This is a genomic window from Palleronia aestuarii, assembly GCF_003253995.1.
Classification (GTDB): Bacteria; Pseudomonadota; Alphaproteobacteria; order Rhodobacterales; family Rhodobacteraceae; genus Palleronia; species Palleronia aestuarii.
The window spans coordinates 45,814-59,614 of record NZ_QKZL01000003.1 but is presented as its reverse complement, the minus strand read 5'-3'; the positions used below and the strand labels follow the sequence as shown (position 1 = coordinate 59,614).

At 67.3% G+C, this 13,801-nt stretch carries 11 protein-coding genes; 3 read left to right on the top strand and 8 right to left on the bottom strand.

Annotated elements, in window-relative coordinates:
• Positions 1 to 8: 8 nt before the first annotated feature.
• The 3 genes from LX81_RS04320 to aroA are packed head-to-tail and all read right to left on the bottom strand — an operon-like array spanning position 9 to position 2,435.
• Entirely contained in the window at positions 9 to 623 is a 615-nt protein-coding gene (locus LX81_RS04320) for a (d)CMP kinase (protein WP_111536075.1), read from the bottom strand.
• Between the two features lie 37 nt (positions 624 to 660).
• Positions 661 to 1,086 carry a GFA family protein gene (locus LX81_RS04315; protein WP_234822487.1) on the bottom strand — a complete coding sequence of 142 codons (426 nt, stop codon included), beginning with the start codon at positions 1,084 to 1,086 and terminating at the stop codon, positions 661 to 663.
• Positions 1,083 to 2,435, bottom strand: a complete 1,353-nt coding sequence (gene aroA / locus LX81_RS04310; protein ID WP_111536074.1) for a 3-phosphoshikimate 1-carboxyvinyltransferase — start codon at positions 2,433 to 2,435, stop codon at positions 1,083 to 1,085. The genes LX81_RS04315 and aroA overlap by 4 nt, the downstream gene beginning before the upstream one ends.
• 366 nt (positions 2,436 to 2,801) lie before the next feature.
• Here aroA and LX81_RS04305 point away from each other — a divergent pair, with 366 nt between their 5' ends.
• Positions 2,802 to 3,512, top strand: coding sequence for a VPLPA-CTERM sorting domain-containing protein (locus tag LX81_RS04305; RefSeq protein WP_211322706.1), 711 nt, complete (start codon positions 2,802 to 2,804; stop codon positions 3,510 to 3,512).
• Positions 3,513 to 3,866: 354 nt separating this feature from the next.
• Here LX81_RS04305 and LX81_RS04300 read toward each other — a convergent pair whose 3' ends face one another.
• The 5 genes from LX81_RS04300 to LX81_RS04280 form a co-directional block, all read right to left on the bottom strand.
• Positions 3,867 to 6,470: an aminotransferase class III-fold pyridoxal phosphate-dependent enzyme gene (locus LX81_RS04300; protein WP_170133844.1), complete on the bottom strand. Its 2,604-nt coding sequence runs from the start codon at positions 6,468 to 6,470 to the stop codon at positions 3,867 to 3,869.
• 458 nt (positions 6,471 to 6,928) lie between these two features.
• Positions 6,929 to 8,557, bottom strand: a complete 1,629-nt coding sequence (locus LX81_RS04295) for an ABC transporter ATP-binding protein (RefSeq protein WP_111536071.1) — start codon at positions 8,555 to 8,557, stop codon at positions 6,929 to 6,931.
• Positions 8,557 to 9,378: an ABC transporter permease gene (locus tag LX81_RS04290; protein WP_111536070.1), complete on the bottom strand. Its 822-nt coding sequence runs from the start codon at positions 9,376 to 9,378 to the stop codon at positions 8,557 to 8,559. The genes LX81_RS04295 and LX81_RS04290 overlap by 1 nt, the downstream gene beginning before the upstream one ends.
• The gene (locus tag LX81_RS04285; RefSeq protein WP_111536069.1) at positions 9,375 to 10,421 is read right to left on the bottom strand and encodes an ABC transporter permease; all 1,047 of its coding nucleotides are present in this window, start codon (positions 10,419 to 10,421) and stop codon (positions 9,375 to 9,377) included. The genes LX81_RS04290 and LX81_RS04285 overlap by 4 nt, the downstream gene beginning before the upstream one ends.
• Complete coding sequence (locus tag LX81_RS04280) at positions 10,421 to 12,010, bottom strand: ABC transporter substrate-binding protein (RefSeq protein WP_111536068.1); 1,590 nt, start codon at positions 12,008 to 12,010, stop codon at positions 10,421 to 10,423. The genes LX81_RS04285 and LX81_RS04280 overlap by 1 nt, the downstream gene beginning before the upstream one ends.
• A 225-nt stretch (positions 12,011 to 12,235) precedes the next feature.
• Here LX81_RS04280 and sucC point away from each other — a divergent pair, with 225 nt between their 5' ends.
• Together sucC and LX81_RS04270 are read left to right on the top strand one after the other, a co-directional pair.
• Complete coding sequence (gene sucC, locus LX81_RS04275; RefSeq protein ID WP_111536067.1) at positions 12,236 to 13,429, top strand: ADP-forming succinate--CoA ligase subunit beta; 1,194 nt, start codon at positions 12,236 to 12,238, stop codon at positions 13,427 to 13,429.
• Positions 13,430 to 13,471: 42 nt separating this feature from the next.
• Positions 13,472 to 13,768, top strand: coding sequence for a hypothetical protein (locus LX81_RS04270; RefSeq protein ID WP_111536066.1), 297 nt, complete (start codon positions 13,472 to 13,474; stop codon positions 13,766 to 13,768).
• Positions 13,769 to 13,801: the final 33 nt, after the last annotated feature.

Here is a 13,801-nt window from a genome sequence, read left to right as displayed (position 1 = left end):
GGCAAGCATCACGGCATGCGGCGCCGGGACGCGACGATCTGCACGGCCCGCGCCGTCGCCTCCGCGATCGTCAGGTCGCTCGTGTCGAGCACGACGGCGTCCTTTGCGGGCCGGAGCGGCGCGTCCGCACGATCCATGTCGCGGGCATCGCGCTCCCTGACATCCGCGAGCACCGTCTCGAACTGCGTTTCCGCGCCACCTGCGCGTAATTCCTCGAAGCGGCGCCGCGCGCGTATCTCGGCCCGCGCCGTGACGAAGAGCTTCACCTCCGCCTCCGGGCAGATCACCGTGCCGATGTCGCGCCCGTCGAGCACCGCGCCGTCCGGATCGCGGGCGAAGTCGCGCTGGAAGGCCAGAAGCGCAGCACGAACGCCCGGGATCGCCGCGGCCCGGGAGGCTTCCGCTGCGGCTTCCGCACTGCGGAGCCCCTCGCGCTCCAGATCGGAGGGCACGAGCGCTTCGGCCGCGGCCACCGGATCGAGCCCGTCGAGCACCCGCATCCCCGTCGCGCGATAGAGCAATCCCGTATCGAGGTGACGGAACCCGAACGCCCCGGCGACGGCGCGCGAGAGCGTGCCCTTCCCCGCGGCGGCCGGACCGTCGATGGCGACGGTGAAGCTCATGACCGGCCGCGGTCCGCCTGACGGTCGCGCGGCCCGGTCATACCCCGTCCGTCATCTCGGGGGACGCCGCCTCGGCCTTGGGCAGATCGTCCGTGATCTCGTAGTAATCGCCGCGATCCGCACAGAAGATGTGCCCCGCGAGGGCGAGGCCGGTCGGCTTGTCGAGACAGCCGGCGAAGATCGAGAGCCGTCCGCCGCCGCCGTCCCAGAACAGGTTCGACCCGCATTCGGCGCAAAAGCCGCGCCGGGCATTCTCCGACGAGCGGTACCACGTCACGTCGCCCTCGATCTCGACCGCGTCGCGCGGAGCCGAGGTGGAGGCGGTATAATGGCCCGAGGTCCGGCGGCATTGCTGGCAATGACAGGCGATCACGGGCCGGAGCGGACCGCGGATCCGGAACGACACCTCATTGCAGAGGCATCCGCCCATGACGGGAAGTCCGGCGTCATCCATGATGGTCATGCATCCTCCAGGCTGAGATCGGCTCCGAGCGAGCGCATCAGTTCGACGAAGATCGGGAACGAGGTCGCGATGGGCCGGCCGTCATCGACGGCGACGGGGGCTTTTGCCGCGAGGCCGAGGATCAGGAAGGACATCGCGATCCTGTGGTCGAGCCGGGTCGCGACCGTCGCGCCGCCCGCCACGCCGCCGGGACCGCACCCCGTCACGCGCCACCAATCGGGGCCGTCCTCGACCGCGACGCCCGCGGCCCTGAGCCCCTCGGCCATCGTCGCGATCCGGTCCGATTCCTTGACCCGGAGCTCCGCGGTGCCGGGCATGTCGGTGATCCCCGTGGCACAGGCCGCGACGACCGACAGGATCGGATATTCGTCGATCATCGAGGCGGCACGTGCCTCCGGCACATGTACGCCGCGCAGATCGGGGGAGTAGCGCGCGCGGATATCGGCGACAGGTTCGCCCCCCTCGTCGCGGACCGCCTCGCGCGTCAGATCGGCGCCCATCTCCTCGAGCGTGTCGAGAAGGCCCGCACGGGTCGGGTTGAGGGCGATCCCGGGCACGAGCACGTCAGAGCCCGGCACGATCAGCGCGGCGCAGATCGGAAAGGCGGCGGAGCTCGGATCGCGCGGCACGGCGATCGTCTGCGGCACGAGGTCCGGTCGGCCGGTCAGCGTGATTACCCGCCCCTCCGGCGTCACCTCCGTGGTCACCTGCGCACCGAACCCCGTGAGCATGCGTTCCGTATGATCGCGCGTGGCCTCGCGTTCGATGACCACGGTCTCGCCCGGCGCATTGAGCCCCGCGAGCAGGATTGCCGACTTCACCTGTGCGGACGCGACCGGAGTCGTGTACCGGACCGGAACGGGATCGCGCGCGCCGGCGAGCGTCATCGGCAGCTTTCCACCCCGACGGCCGATGGCCCGTGCCCCGAAGAGCGACAGCGGCTCCGTGACCCGCCCCATCGGACGCGAGGCGAGCGACCTGTCTCCCGTGAAGGTCACGGACATGTCGTGGGTCGCGACGGCCCCCATCAGAAGACGCACGCCGGTTCCGGCATTGCCGCAATCGATGACGTGGTCGGGCTCCGAGAAACCGCCCACCCCTACGCCGTGGACCGACCAGGCATTGTCCCCGTGCGAGGCCACCTCCGCACCAAGGGAAGCCATGGCCCGTGCCGTCGCGAGGACGTCCTCTCCGCCGAGTAGCCCGGTGATCCTCGTCTCCCCGACCGACATGGCGCCTAAAATCAAGGCACGATGACTGACCGATTTGTCACCGGGGACGTTGGCGATTCCCGAAAGGGGGCCGCCTGAGCGTGCAATAATCGTGAAAGTCTTACCACTAACGGACATTTCGCCTCGCGCCTTCCGGGTCACGTGACGTTACATACCCGCTCGCCGGGTGCAAGCAGGGCCAAAGAAGAGGCCATGCCGTCGCGAGCAACGCGGAATTGTCACACGGGGAATGGTTGATGAGGGACCGGCAAGCCCATGATCCGTTGGGACTAATCGGGAACATAGCCGAACATGGTCCGGGATCGGGACACCGGCCGCGCCCCTCTCCGACCATATCAGGGGTGAAATCCGCCTGTCGGTCGCGAGACCCCGCTCACGTTCGATCGATCCATAAACTCAATGTTATTTCGGCGAATGCCCATCTTGCCGCTCTGCAGCAGCTTCGTTAAGAAAGTCTCAATGCCAGTAAACGGAGACTTATCCATGCGTACAAAAATGTTTGCTTCTGTTGTCGGTACGGCTCTTGCGGTTTCGGCCGCTCCGGCCCTCGCCGCCACCCTTACGATCGATAACTTCGACACCAACCAGCGCGTCACCGACGTCCCCTCGGGTTCGTTCGTGAACTCTTCCGAGGTCACCGGTTCCGACATCCTCGGCGGTGCGCGTGATCTGAGCGTGACGAACACCGCGTTCAACGGCGACTCCACCGACGCGACCGAGCTTCGCGTCGCGGGCAGCGCGCTGTCGTTCTCGAACATCACCGATGCGCGCGGCGAAGGCACGATCACCTATGACGGTGTCGGCAATGCCGGTCTGGGCGGTATCGACCTGATCATCGGCGACAACCCGTCCTTCTTCTTCGAGGTCGGCGACTTCGACCGTGAGGTCAACATCACCGCGACGGTCATGGACACGATGGGCGGCACCTCGTCCTATTCGGAACTCCTGACCCTCGGCTTCAACCCGAACCTGGGCTTTGCCGAGTTCACCGGCAATGCCGATTTCGGGTCGATCGACTCGATCGAGTTCTTCGTCTCCTCGACGGACACGCAGACGGCGGTCGACGGCTCGATCCTGTCGATCAGCGTGCAGGCCGACGACATGGCCCCGATCCCGCTGCCGGCCTCCGGCCTGCTGCTTCTCGGTGGTCTTGGCGGTCTGACGGTCCTGCGCTCGCGTCGCAAGAAGGCCTGATCCAGAAAAGTACGGACCCGCACCCTGCGGGTCCGCTACGGTACGAATTCAGAATGGCCGCGCACGAAAGTGCGCGGCCATTTTTGTTCTCTCGAATGGTTCGAGGGATATCGTCAACAGGTTCGCAGAACCATCGACACCACGACCCCGACCGATGTGCTCTCAGGTGATATGTGGAAAGTCAGGCGTATAAGCGCTCAAGGACCCACATACGTTTGAATCGATGCCCGTGGCCGTCCCGCGAGAACTTCGAACTGAGGTCCGTGACGCCCGCCCGGAATCGAAAGACGGGCGATCGTGTCGCCCGTCTCGTGTCTATTATCCGCAGAGAGGTCGAGGGCCGTTGATCGGCCCCTACTGAAGCTGCGCCAAGGGAAGGACGGTGGGCGAGGCCAGCCGGTTCGCCGGGATGTCGCCGACGTGAGCCGCGAACCGGTCGAGCTCGTCATCCGACCATGCCGTCCCGTACCATTGGGGCGCGGCGGGCTCGAAACCGTGCCGCTCGGCAAGTTCCGCGACAAGGTCGGCATCCTCCAGCGGAAGGCGCGATCCGATGCTGAAATCGCCTTCCTGGCGGGCGAGGGTGAGAAGGATCGTCTCGCCGAGGCAGCCCCAGCAGAGATCCGTGGGCAGGGTCTGGAAGACGCCCAGATCGACCGTGGAGGGGGGCCGGACGAGGCCGCCGTCGAAGACCATCACGCCGCAATCCGAGATATCCTCGTGTGCGACATTGGGCGGGCGGGCCACGTCGCAGACAAGCGTGCCGGGGCGCAGGGTCCGCGGATCGACGAGGACGGTTTCCGAACTCGTGGCGACGACGACAATGTCGGCCGTGCTCAGGGCTGCGTCGATATCGGTGGTCCATTCGATCGGCGAGGCCTGGCCAGTGCTGCGGAATGCCGTCGCGAAACGCTCCGCCAACCCCTTGCCCGCGGAGATGCCGGTAAGCCCGAACCGGCGCGATGCCGAGGCATATTGCAGCGCGAGCGCCCCGCGCCGGATTTTCCTGGAGGGGGCCCGCAGGCTCGCGCAAACCTCATCGGCCACGTTCGACAGAAGCCGCGGGGAGAACGGGTTGCCGGCATTGCCGACGAGGCTGAGACGGCCTGCCCGGCGCGCGAGCATCAGGCTCGCGAGGCGACCAATCGCGCCCGACGCCCCGACGACGGCGACATGTGCCGTCTCGAGCTCGATCCCGGACCGCTCCGCGACCCGCTCTATGCCCTTCACCGCCGCCACGGTCGTCAACGTGTTGCCGCTGGTGATCGGAACGTCACGTCCCGTGACCATTTCGCCGCCGCGCGTGACGATCGAGGTGAAGGCGCCGAGGCCCAGTCGGGAGACACCGTCGGCAGCCGCCATGTCGACCGCATGCGTGATCATTCCGGCCGCGACGCCACGTCCACGACCCCGCATGTCGTGGGGCAGCATCGGCACGGACATGATCCAGCCCTCCGCGACGGCACCCGTTTTCGAGGTGATCTTCGGCACGCGCCGCGCGAAGCCCGGCCCGAACTGCTTGACCCAGTTGCACCAGTTGGTGAGCTCCGCGTCGGTGAACTGCCGGAACGAGGGGTCGGAGCGGAAGATATCCTCTTCTTCGGTGTAGTGGACGAGGAACGCGAACTTGCCATCGTCGGCCGCGCATTCGGGGCGCCCGATGGCTTCGCCGACGCGCGGCGCCTCCCCGGAGGCGATGGGTCGCGCGACGAGATGGCGAACGAGCGCATAGTAGTTTCGGGTCGAGATGATCTCGCAGACCGCACGCAGCGCCGCGACGGCACGGTCGATCTCCGCCCGCCCCGCGACGAGGGGGGGCTGGAGCCGCAGGACATGCGTCTCGTTGAAGAGCGGCGCGGTCACCACGCCCTCCACGTTCATCAGATAGGAACTGATGAGGGGGGTGATCCCGCCATTGAGGCTCGAGAAGGCCATCAGCGCCGAATCCCGGCGCTCGTCGAAGCGCTCAAAGTCCAGACCGAGCATGTAGCCGCGGCCGCGGACCTCCCGAATGACCTCAGGATAGTTCATCTGCAGATCGAGAAGCGCTTCCTTGAGGTAGGCGCCGTTCTCGGCCACGTCGCGGATCAACGCCTCGTCGTCCTCGAGCAAGAGGTCGAGCGCGACATTGGCCGCGCGGCAGGCGAGGTTGTTGTTGGCGAAGGTGGAGCTGTGCAGGCGGCCGAACCGGTCGTCCCAGGCGGAGGGGCGGCAGATGCAGGCGCCGATCGGCATCATTCCGCCGCCCAGCGCCTTGGCGAGAAGCAGCATGTCGGGCGTCTCGCGACCGTCCGAACAGGCGAAGAGCTTGCCCGTGCGGCCGAGCCCGGTCTGGATCTCGTCCACGATCACGAGCACATCCCGCGCCCGGCAGATCGCGATGGCGCCGTCGATATAGCCCTCGGGCGGGCAGACGACACCGCCCTCGCCCTGGATCGGCTCGACGATGAACGCGGCGATCTGGTCGGCGGCCGCGTCGATCTGTGCCTCGAGCGCCTCGAGATCGCCGAAGGGCACGTAGTCGAAACCCGGGGCCGGCGCGGAGAAGCCCTGCTGGTAGAGCGGCTTGCCGGTCGCGGAAAGCGCGCCGAGCGTCTTGCCGTGGAAGCCGTTCTTCGTCGACAGAATTCCGTGCTTTCCTGTGCGAACCCGTGCGAGCTTGATCGCCGCCTCGACGGTCTCGGCCCCGCTATTGGCGAAGGTCGTAATGGCGAGATCGCCGGGAGTGATGTCCGCGAGACGTTCCGCGAGGCGCTCGGCCTCGATCGCGCGCAGCGGTTGGACGAGGGATGGAAGCGCTTCCTCCTGGGCACGGTTCAGCCCTTCCCAGACACGAGCCGGGTTGTGCCCGAAGGGCAAAGCACCGTATTGCGCGAGAAAGTCGAGATATTCCCGGCCGGATTCGTCGAAAAGGCGAACCCCCGTTCCTCGGACAATCGGCGTATCCAGGGCGAACATCTTCAAGAGCTCGGCGCGAGTCGGATTCAAGGCAGACATTGATATTCCTCTCCGTCCCAGGCGGACATCTTTGGGTCGAGATCACCGGGCTTTCCATGCGGGAGCGGCAGCTCTCCGGCACAACCCCGGCTTCGATGCAACAAATTCGCACGAATGCCGTTAAAATTTGTTGAAAGCCTTTCAGGGCTGGCAGCGCCCCTGGGGACATCCCGACGGATCTTCGTGCCGCAGATGTGCGGCACATGCAGTTTCGAGACAATGGCCGATGCGTAGCGGCGCGCCTGCCAAGCCGTTTCTCGCCGAAATTGCGATGATTTGGCGAAAACTCGCCAAGATGCCGCGGCGCCCCTTTGACTTTGCGTCATTTCTCGGAACGGACCCCGCCGCGAACCGCACTCACGGCGTTGTCCGCAACCTTCCGCCTCGTGTCATCCGTCGCACCTTGTGCTGCACCGTCATCAATGTCCGGCGCTCCCCATACGGCGGGTGCGGAGCACGCTCTCGAGCCAGCCCGTCCGCAGTTCCGGAACCGATTCCAGCAGCAGGTCGGTATAGTCGTCGAAGGGCGGTGCGAGCACCTCGCGTTTCGGTCCGAACCGCACGACCCGGCCCCGATGTAGGACCGCCACGGAATCGGCGATGGCGCGGACGATGGCGATGTCGTGCGTGATGAAGAGATAGGAGGTCCCCGTCTCGGCCTGCAGGCGCAGGAGGAGCTTGAGGATCCCATCGGCGACGAGCGGGTCGAGCGCCGAGGTCGGCTCGTCGCAAAGGATGATCTCGGGCTCCGCGGCGAGGGCGCGGGCGATCGCCACGCGCTGCTTCTGACCGCCCGAAAGTTCCGCCGGGTAGCGATGCGCGAGGCTTGGGTCGAGCTCGATCTGGTGCAGGAGTTCCGCCACCCGGTCCCGGCGTCTTCGACTGCGCAGGCCGAAATAGAAGCGGAGCGGCCGGCCGATGATCTGGGCCACCGTATGGCGCGGGTTCATCGCGGTGTCGGCCATCTGGGAAATCATCTGGATCGCGCGCAGATCGTCCCGCGTGCGGTGACGCAGCGCGGGAGGCAGCGGCCGGCCACGATAGAAGACGCGACCTCCGGCAGGCGGCAGGAGGCCGGTGACGACCCGCGCGAGCGTCGACTTGCCCGACCCGGATTCACCCACGACCGCGAGCGTCTGCCCGCGCGGCAGGTGCATGGTCACGTCGGAGAGAACCGTCAGTTCCCCGTAGCGTGCCGTCACGCCGTCGATATCGAGAAGCCGGTCCGACTGATCCTCGGCCTCCGCACCTTCGGCCGTACGGACGGTCACGAGCCGGCGCGTATACGCGGCCTCGGGGTCCGTGATGATCTTCTCCGCCGGGCCATGCTCGACCATCCGTCCCTGCCGCAGAACCATGATGTCGTCGGCCACCTGCGCCACGACGGCAAGGTCGTGGGTGACGTAGATCGCCGCCGTTCCGGTCTCCGCGATCGCGGCCTTGATCGCGGCGAGCACGTCGATCTGCGTCGTGACGTCGAGCGCGGTCGTGGGTTCGTCGAAGACCACGAGCTCCGGGCCGGGCAGCAGCGCCATCGCGGTCATCGCCCGCTGCAACTGGCCGCCGGAGACCTGGTGCGGATAGCGCGCGCCGAACCGCTCAGGATCGGGCAGACCCAGAACCTCGAAGAGATGCGCGGCGCGGCGTCTCGCCGCGGCCCGGTCGAGAATCCCGTGCCGGATCGCGGCCTCGATCACCTGATCGCCGATCCGGTGGGCGGGATTGAAGGCGGCGGCGGCCGATTGCGCGACATAGGCCACCCGCGCGCCCCGCACCGAGCGAAGCCCACCGCGGCCGAGCGACAGGATGTCCTGCCCGTCGAGCCGGACTTCGCCGCCCGTGATCCGCACGCCGCCGCGCCCGTAGCCCAGCGCGGCGAGCCCGATCGTGGACTTGCCCGCGCCCGATTCGCCGATGAGCCCGATCACCTTTCCCCGCGCGAGGGTGAAGGAGATGTCATCGACGATCGGCACGTCGCGCGCTGCCTCGCCCGGCGGCCAGATCGTCGCCTCGATCCTGAGGTTCCGGATCTCGAGAAGCTCCGCCATCAGCTGCGCCCGCCCTTGAGGCTCGCCGTGCGGTTCGAGAGCCAGTCCACGACGAGGTTGATCGACACCGTGAGGACCGCGATCGCCGCCCCGGGGATGAGCGCCGCGGGAATGCCGAAGATGATGCCGTCCTTATTGTCGCGCACCATCCCGCCCCAATCGGCGGCGGGCGGCTGAATGCCGAGCCCCAGGAAGGACAGCGTGGAGAGGAAAAGGATCGAGAAGGCGAAGCGCAATCCGAATTCCGCGAGGAGCGGCGTGAGCGCGTTGGGCAGGATCTCGCGGAAGATGATCCAGACCGTCCCCTCCCCGCGCAGCCGCGCCGCCTCGACGAAATCCATTACCGCGATATCGACGGCGACGGCGCGCCCGAGACGGAAGACCCGCGTCGAATCGAGGACCGCCATGACGAGGATCAGGATCCACATCTCCTGCGGCAGGACGGCGAGCACGACGAGCGCGAAGATCAGCGTGGGGATCGACATCATCAGGTCGTTGAGCCGCGACAGCGCCTGGTCCGGCCATCCGCGCAGCACGGCGGCGGTGAAGGACAGCAGAGTGCCGAGCGAGAACGACAGGAGCGTCGCCGCCATCGCGACGAAGATGGTGGTCCGCGCCCCGTAGATCATCCGCGAGAGCAGGTCGCGGCCGATATTGTCGGTGCCGAGGACGAAGTCGCCCCCCACGGGCTGCCAGATGTCGCCGACGATCTCGCTCTCGCCGTAGGGGGCGAGCCACGGGGCGAAAGCCGCGCAGACGAGCGCGAGCCCCACGCCCGCGAGGCCGATCCAGGCGCCGACGGGAATTCCGCGCGCCGTCATCGCGGATGCCTCAGCCGCGGATTGGCGAGGATGCCGAGGATGTCGGCCACCATGTTGAGCACGATGTAGACGGAGGCGAAGATCAGCCCGCAGGCCTGCACGACCGGCATGTCGCGCACGCTCACGGCGTCGACCATGTATTGCCCCATGCCGGGATAGACGAAGACGACCTCGACCACGACGACGCCCACCACGAGATAGGCGAGGTTCAGCGCCACGACGTTGATGATGGGCGCGAGCGCGTTCGGGGCGGCGTGATGGGCGATGATCCGCATCGCAGAGAGCCCCTTCAGCTCGGCCGTCTCGATATAGGCCTGCGACATGACGTTGAGGATCGCGGCCCGCGTCATCCGCATCATGTGCGCGAGGACGACGAGGACGAGCGTGGCCACCGGGAGCGCCACCGCCTGCAACCGCGCCCCGAAGGGCATCCCCGCATAGACGGTCGACGGGAAGGAGACCCAGCCGAGCTGGATGCCGAAGACGAGGATCAGCAGGTAGCCCACGAAGAATTCGGGCAGCGAGATCGCCCCGAGCGACAGTACATTGATGAAGCGGTCGGCGAAGCGGTCGCGGTAGAGCACGGAGAGCATGCCGAGGCCCACGGCGAGCGGCACCGCGACGATGGCGGCGCAGAAGGCCAGGAAAAGCGTATTGCCAAGGCGCCCGGCGATCTGGTCCGACACCGACAGGCGGCTTGCCCAGGACTGGCCGAAATCACCCCGGAGCACGCCGCCGAGCCAGTCGAGGTAGCGGGAAACGGCCGGCTGGTCGAGGCCGAGCTCGGCGCGGATATTGGCCACCGCCTGAGGCGTCGCCGACTGGCCGAGATAGGTCTGCGCGAAATCGCCCGGCAACGCCTCGACCCCCAGGAAGATCATCAGCGAGACGGCGAGCAGCAGCCCGGCACTCAGCGCGATCCGCTGGCCCAGGAGGACGAGGAGCGGATACCGGGCGCGAAGCGACCGGACCGGGCCGCCCGAGATGCGGGCCGTCACGATCCCGCCGATGCCGGATGCCCGCCCCTTGCGCGGCTCGGCCATCAGCTTGCGAGCCAGACCCGCGTGGCGACATAGCCGTTCGACATGTCGTTGCCGATATCCGGGACGAAGCCCCGCACCTCCTTCGTCGAGGCGTTCACGAAATCGTTGAACATCGGCAGGATGAGCCCGCCGTCGTCGCGCACCATCATCGCCATATCCCGGTACATCTCGCGCCGGCGCTGCTCGTCGAGCTCGGCTCGTGCGGCGAGGAGCAGCCGGTCGAAATCGTCGCGGAAGAACCGCGTGTCGTTCCAGTCGGCCTTCGAATAATAGGCGGTCGTGTACATCTGGTCCTGCGTCGGGCGACCGCCCCAGTAGGATGTGCAGAAGGGCTGCGTGTTCCAGACGTTCGACCAGTACCCGTCGCCGGGCTCGCGGCGGACCTCGATCTGGATCCCCGCGGCCGCGGCGCTCGCCTGGTAGAGTTGCGCCGCGTCGACCGCGCCCGGAAACGCCACGTCGGAGGTGCGGAGCAGAATTGAACCGTCATGTCCCGACTTGCGGAAATGGAATTTCGCCTGGTCGGGATCGTAGCCGCGCTGCTCGATCCCCTCGGGAAAGAGCGCATAGGTCTCGTTGATCGGGAAGTCGTTGCCCACCTGCCCGTAGCCGCGCAGGATCGTGTTCACCATCGTCTCCCGGTCCATCGCGTATTTGAGCGCGAGGCGCAGGTCGGGATTGTCGAAGGGCGCCGTGTTGCAATGCATGATGAAGACGTAGTGGCCCCGCCCGGAACTCGAGAGGATCTCGATGTTCGGCCCCCGCGCGAGCAGGTCGACGGTCTTCGGATCGACGCGGTTAATGAAGTGGACCTGTCCCGAGGAGAGCGCGGCGACGCGGGCCGTCGCGTCGTTGATGACGATGATCTCGACCGACGCGACGTGGCCGCGGTCGTCGCGCCAGTCGTTCTCGTTCTTTTCGAAGCCCGCGCGCACGCCGGCCTCCCATTCCGTCAGGCGGTAGGGCCCGGTCCCGATCGCGGCGTTCGGATCCTCGACCCCGCCGCCCGGCTGGATGATGAGGTGGTAATCCGACAGAAGAAGCGGCAGGTCGGCATTGCCCTCTTCGAGAGAGACCACGAGATTGCCGCCATCGGCCTGGATGTCGGAAATCGTCTGCATCACGCCGAGCGCGCCCGATTCCGACTGCTCATCGGAATGGCGGCGCAGCGTCGCCACGCAATCCTCGACGCTGAGCGTGCGGCCGTCGTGAAACTCCACGCCCTCGCGGATCGTGAAAGTCCAGGTGCGCGCGTCGTCCGACGCCTCCCACGACGCGGCGAGCGCGGGCAGCGCCTCGCCCGTCTCCGGGTGCGTCTCGATGAGCGTGTCGCCCCAGGTGCGGCCGACGCAGAAGCAGACCTGCGAGAGATATTTCGCGGGATCGAGCACGTCGGTCGCCGAGCCGCCCTCGAGCCCGAGCTTCAGGTGCCCGCCCGGCTGAGGCGTCTGCGCCGTGGCCTGCCCGGAGAAGATCGTGCCGGCCGTCGCGGACGCGACGCCCATCGCGGCCGCGCGGGCGAGGAAATCCCGTCGGCTCAGCCCTTCTTGGACCGCGAGCCGGGCCAATCGTCTCATCGCATCGTTCATCGTCGTTCCTTTCCGCACCCCCCGGATCCGCGTCTTTCCGCGGGCCGTACCCGCCACGTTAGGAATTTGCGGCCCGCGCGACAATCCGGCGCGGCGCCGCGCCTCGATCCTGTCGTCTCGCGGATGCATGGCGCTAACAGGCCGGATGACGCAGCAAACGGCTTTAACTCCGCGGCGATATGCGGCATCCACGTGCCGAACGAACCCAGACGAGGGACTGTGCCGATGAACATCCACGAATATCAGGCCAAGGCCCTGCTCCGCGATTACGGCGCCCCGGTCTCCGACGGCCGCGTCGTCACCCGGGCCGAGGAAGCCAAGTCCGCCGCCGGAGAGCTCGACGGCCCGCTCTGGGTGGTCAAGGCGCAGATCCATGCGGGCGGCCGCGGCAAGGGCAGCTTCAAGGAAGCCGATAGCGGCGAGAAGGGCGGCGTCCGCCTCGCCAAGTCGGTGGAAGAGGCGGCGGCGGAGGCCAAGAAGATGCTTGGCCGCACGCTCGTCACGCACCAGACGGGCCCCGCGGGCAAGCAGGTCAACCGCATCTACATCGAGGACGGCTCGGGGATCGAGCGCGAACTCTACCTCGCTCTGCTCGTCGACCGGCAGACGAGCCGGATCAGCTTCGTCTGCTCGACCGAGGGCGGCATGGACATCGAGGAGGTCGCCTCCTCCACGCCCGAGCGGATCCTGTCGTTCTCCGTCGATCCCGCCACCGGCTATCAGCCCTATCACGGCCGCCGCGTCGCCTTCGCCCTCGGGCTCAAGGGCGGACAGGTCAAGCAATGCGTGGGTTTGATGGCCACGCTCTACCGTCTCTTCGTCGACAAGGACATGGAGATGCTGGAGATCAACCCGCTCATCGTCACCGATGGCGGCGATCTGAAGGTGCTCGACGCCAAGTTCGGCTTCGACGGCAACGCGCTCTACCGCCACAACGACATCGCGCAGCTCCGCGACGAGACCGAAGAGGATTCGAAGGAGCTGCAGGCGTCGAAGTACGACCTCAACTACATCGCGCTCGACGGCGAGATCGGCTGCATGGTCAACGGCGCGGGCCTCGCCATGGCCACGATGGACATCATCAAGCTCAAGGGCGCGGAGCCCGCGAACTTCCTCGACGTGGGCGGCGGCGCGACCAAGGAGAAGGTGACGGAGGCGTTCAAGATCATCACCTCCGACGAGAACGTGAAGGGCATCCTCGTCAACATCTTCGGCGGCATCATGCGCTGCGACGTGATCGCCGAGGGCGTCATCGCCGCGGTGAAGGAAGTGGGCCTGAAGGTCCCGCTCGTCGTCCGCCTCGAGGGCACGAACGTGGAGAAGGGCAAGGAGATCATCGAGAGTTCCGGCCTCGACGTGATCGCCGCCGACGACCTCTCCGATGCGGCCGAGAAGATCGTGAAGGCGGTGAAGGGGTGAGCGTCGCGCCGACATCGTCCGATTGCCGGGGGCGGTCGCGAGATGTTTGAGCCCTCCCCCCGGACGTCTCCGCTCTTCACGGGCGCCGTCCTTCTGGGCGCGGGCCTTCTCCTGCGGCAATGGCAGCCTTCCGCGCTGACCCTGCCCGAACGCCCGGAGATCTCGATCCGCGACCGCGGGATGCACCGCGCGGCGCGCAAGGCCCGCGACGGGATCGCCCAGATCCTGCCCTCGAACCTCACCGCCTCGCTCGGCCGGACGCTGATCGTGGCGGGGCTGGGCCTGCTGCTCGTCCGCCTGCTCGACATGGCCGTCGACGACGACGCCGCGCTTTACTGACACGCGGGCACCCGCCCCGCGACCTAGACATTC

Bases quoted from the DNA above. Each gene is read 5' to 3' on its own strand.
- LX81_RS04320 (WP_111536075.1), bottom strand. From the start codon at position 623: ATGAGCTTCACCGTCGCCATCGACGGTCCGGCCGCCGCGGGGAAGGGC.
- LX81_RS04315 (WP_234822487.1), bottom strand. From the start codon at position 1,086: ATGACCATCATGGATGACGCCGGACTTCCCGTCATGGGCGGATGCCTC.
- aroA (WP_111536074.1), bottom strand. From the start codon at position 2,435: ATGTCCGTTAGTGGTAAGACTTTCACGATTATTGCACGCTCAGGCGGC.
- LX81_RS04305 (WP_211322706.1), top strand. From the start codon at position 2,802: ATGCGTACAAAAATGTTTGCTTCTGTTGTCGGTACGGCTCTTGCGGTT.
- LX81_RS04300 (WP_170133844.1), bottom strand. From the start codon at position 6,470: ATGTTCGCCCTGGATACGCCGATTGTCCGAGGAACGGGGGTTCGCCTT.
- LX81_RS04295 (WP_111536071.1), bottom strand. From the start codon at position 8,557: ATGGCGGAGCTTCTCGAGATCCGGAACCTCAGGATCGAGGCGACGATC.
- LX81_RS04290 (WP_111536070.1), bottom strand. From the start codon at position 9,378: ATGACGGCGCGCGGAATTCCCGTCGGCGCCTGGATCGGCCTCGCGGGC.
- LX81_RS04285 (WP_111536069.1), bottom strand. From the start codon at position 10,421: ATGGCCGAGCCGCGCAAGGGGCGGGCATCCGGCATCGGCGGGATCGTG.
- LX81_RS04280 (WP_111536068.1), bottom strand. From the start codon at position 12,010: ATGAACGATGCGATGAGACGATTGGCCCGGCTCGCGGTCCAAGAAGGG.
- sucC (WP_111536067.1), top strand. From the start codon at position 12,236: ATGAACATCCACGAATATCAGGCCAAGGCCCTGCTCCGCGATTACGGC.
- LX81_RS04270 (WP_111536066.1), top strand. From the start codon at position 13,472: ATGTTTGAGCCCTCCCCCCGGACGTCTCCGCTCTTCACGGGCGCCGTC.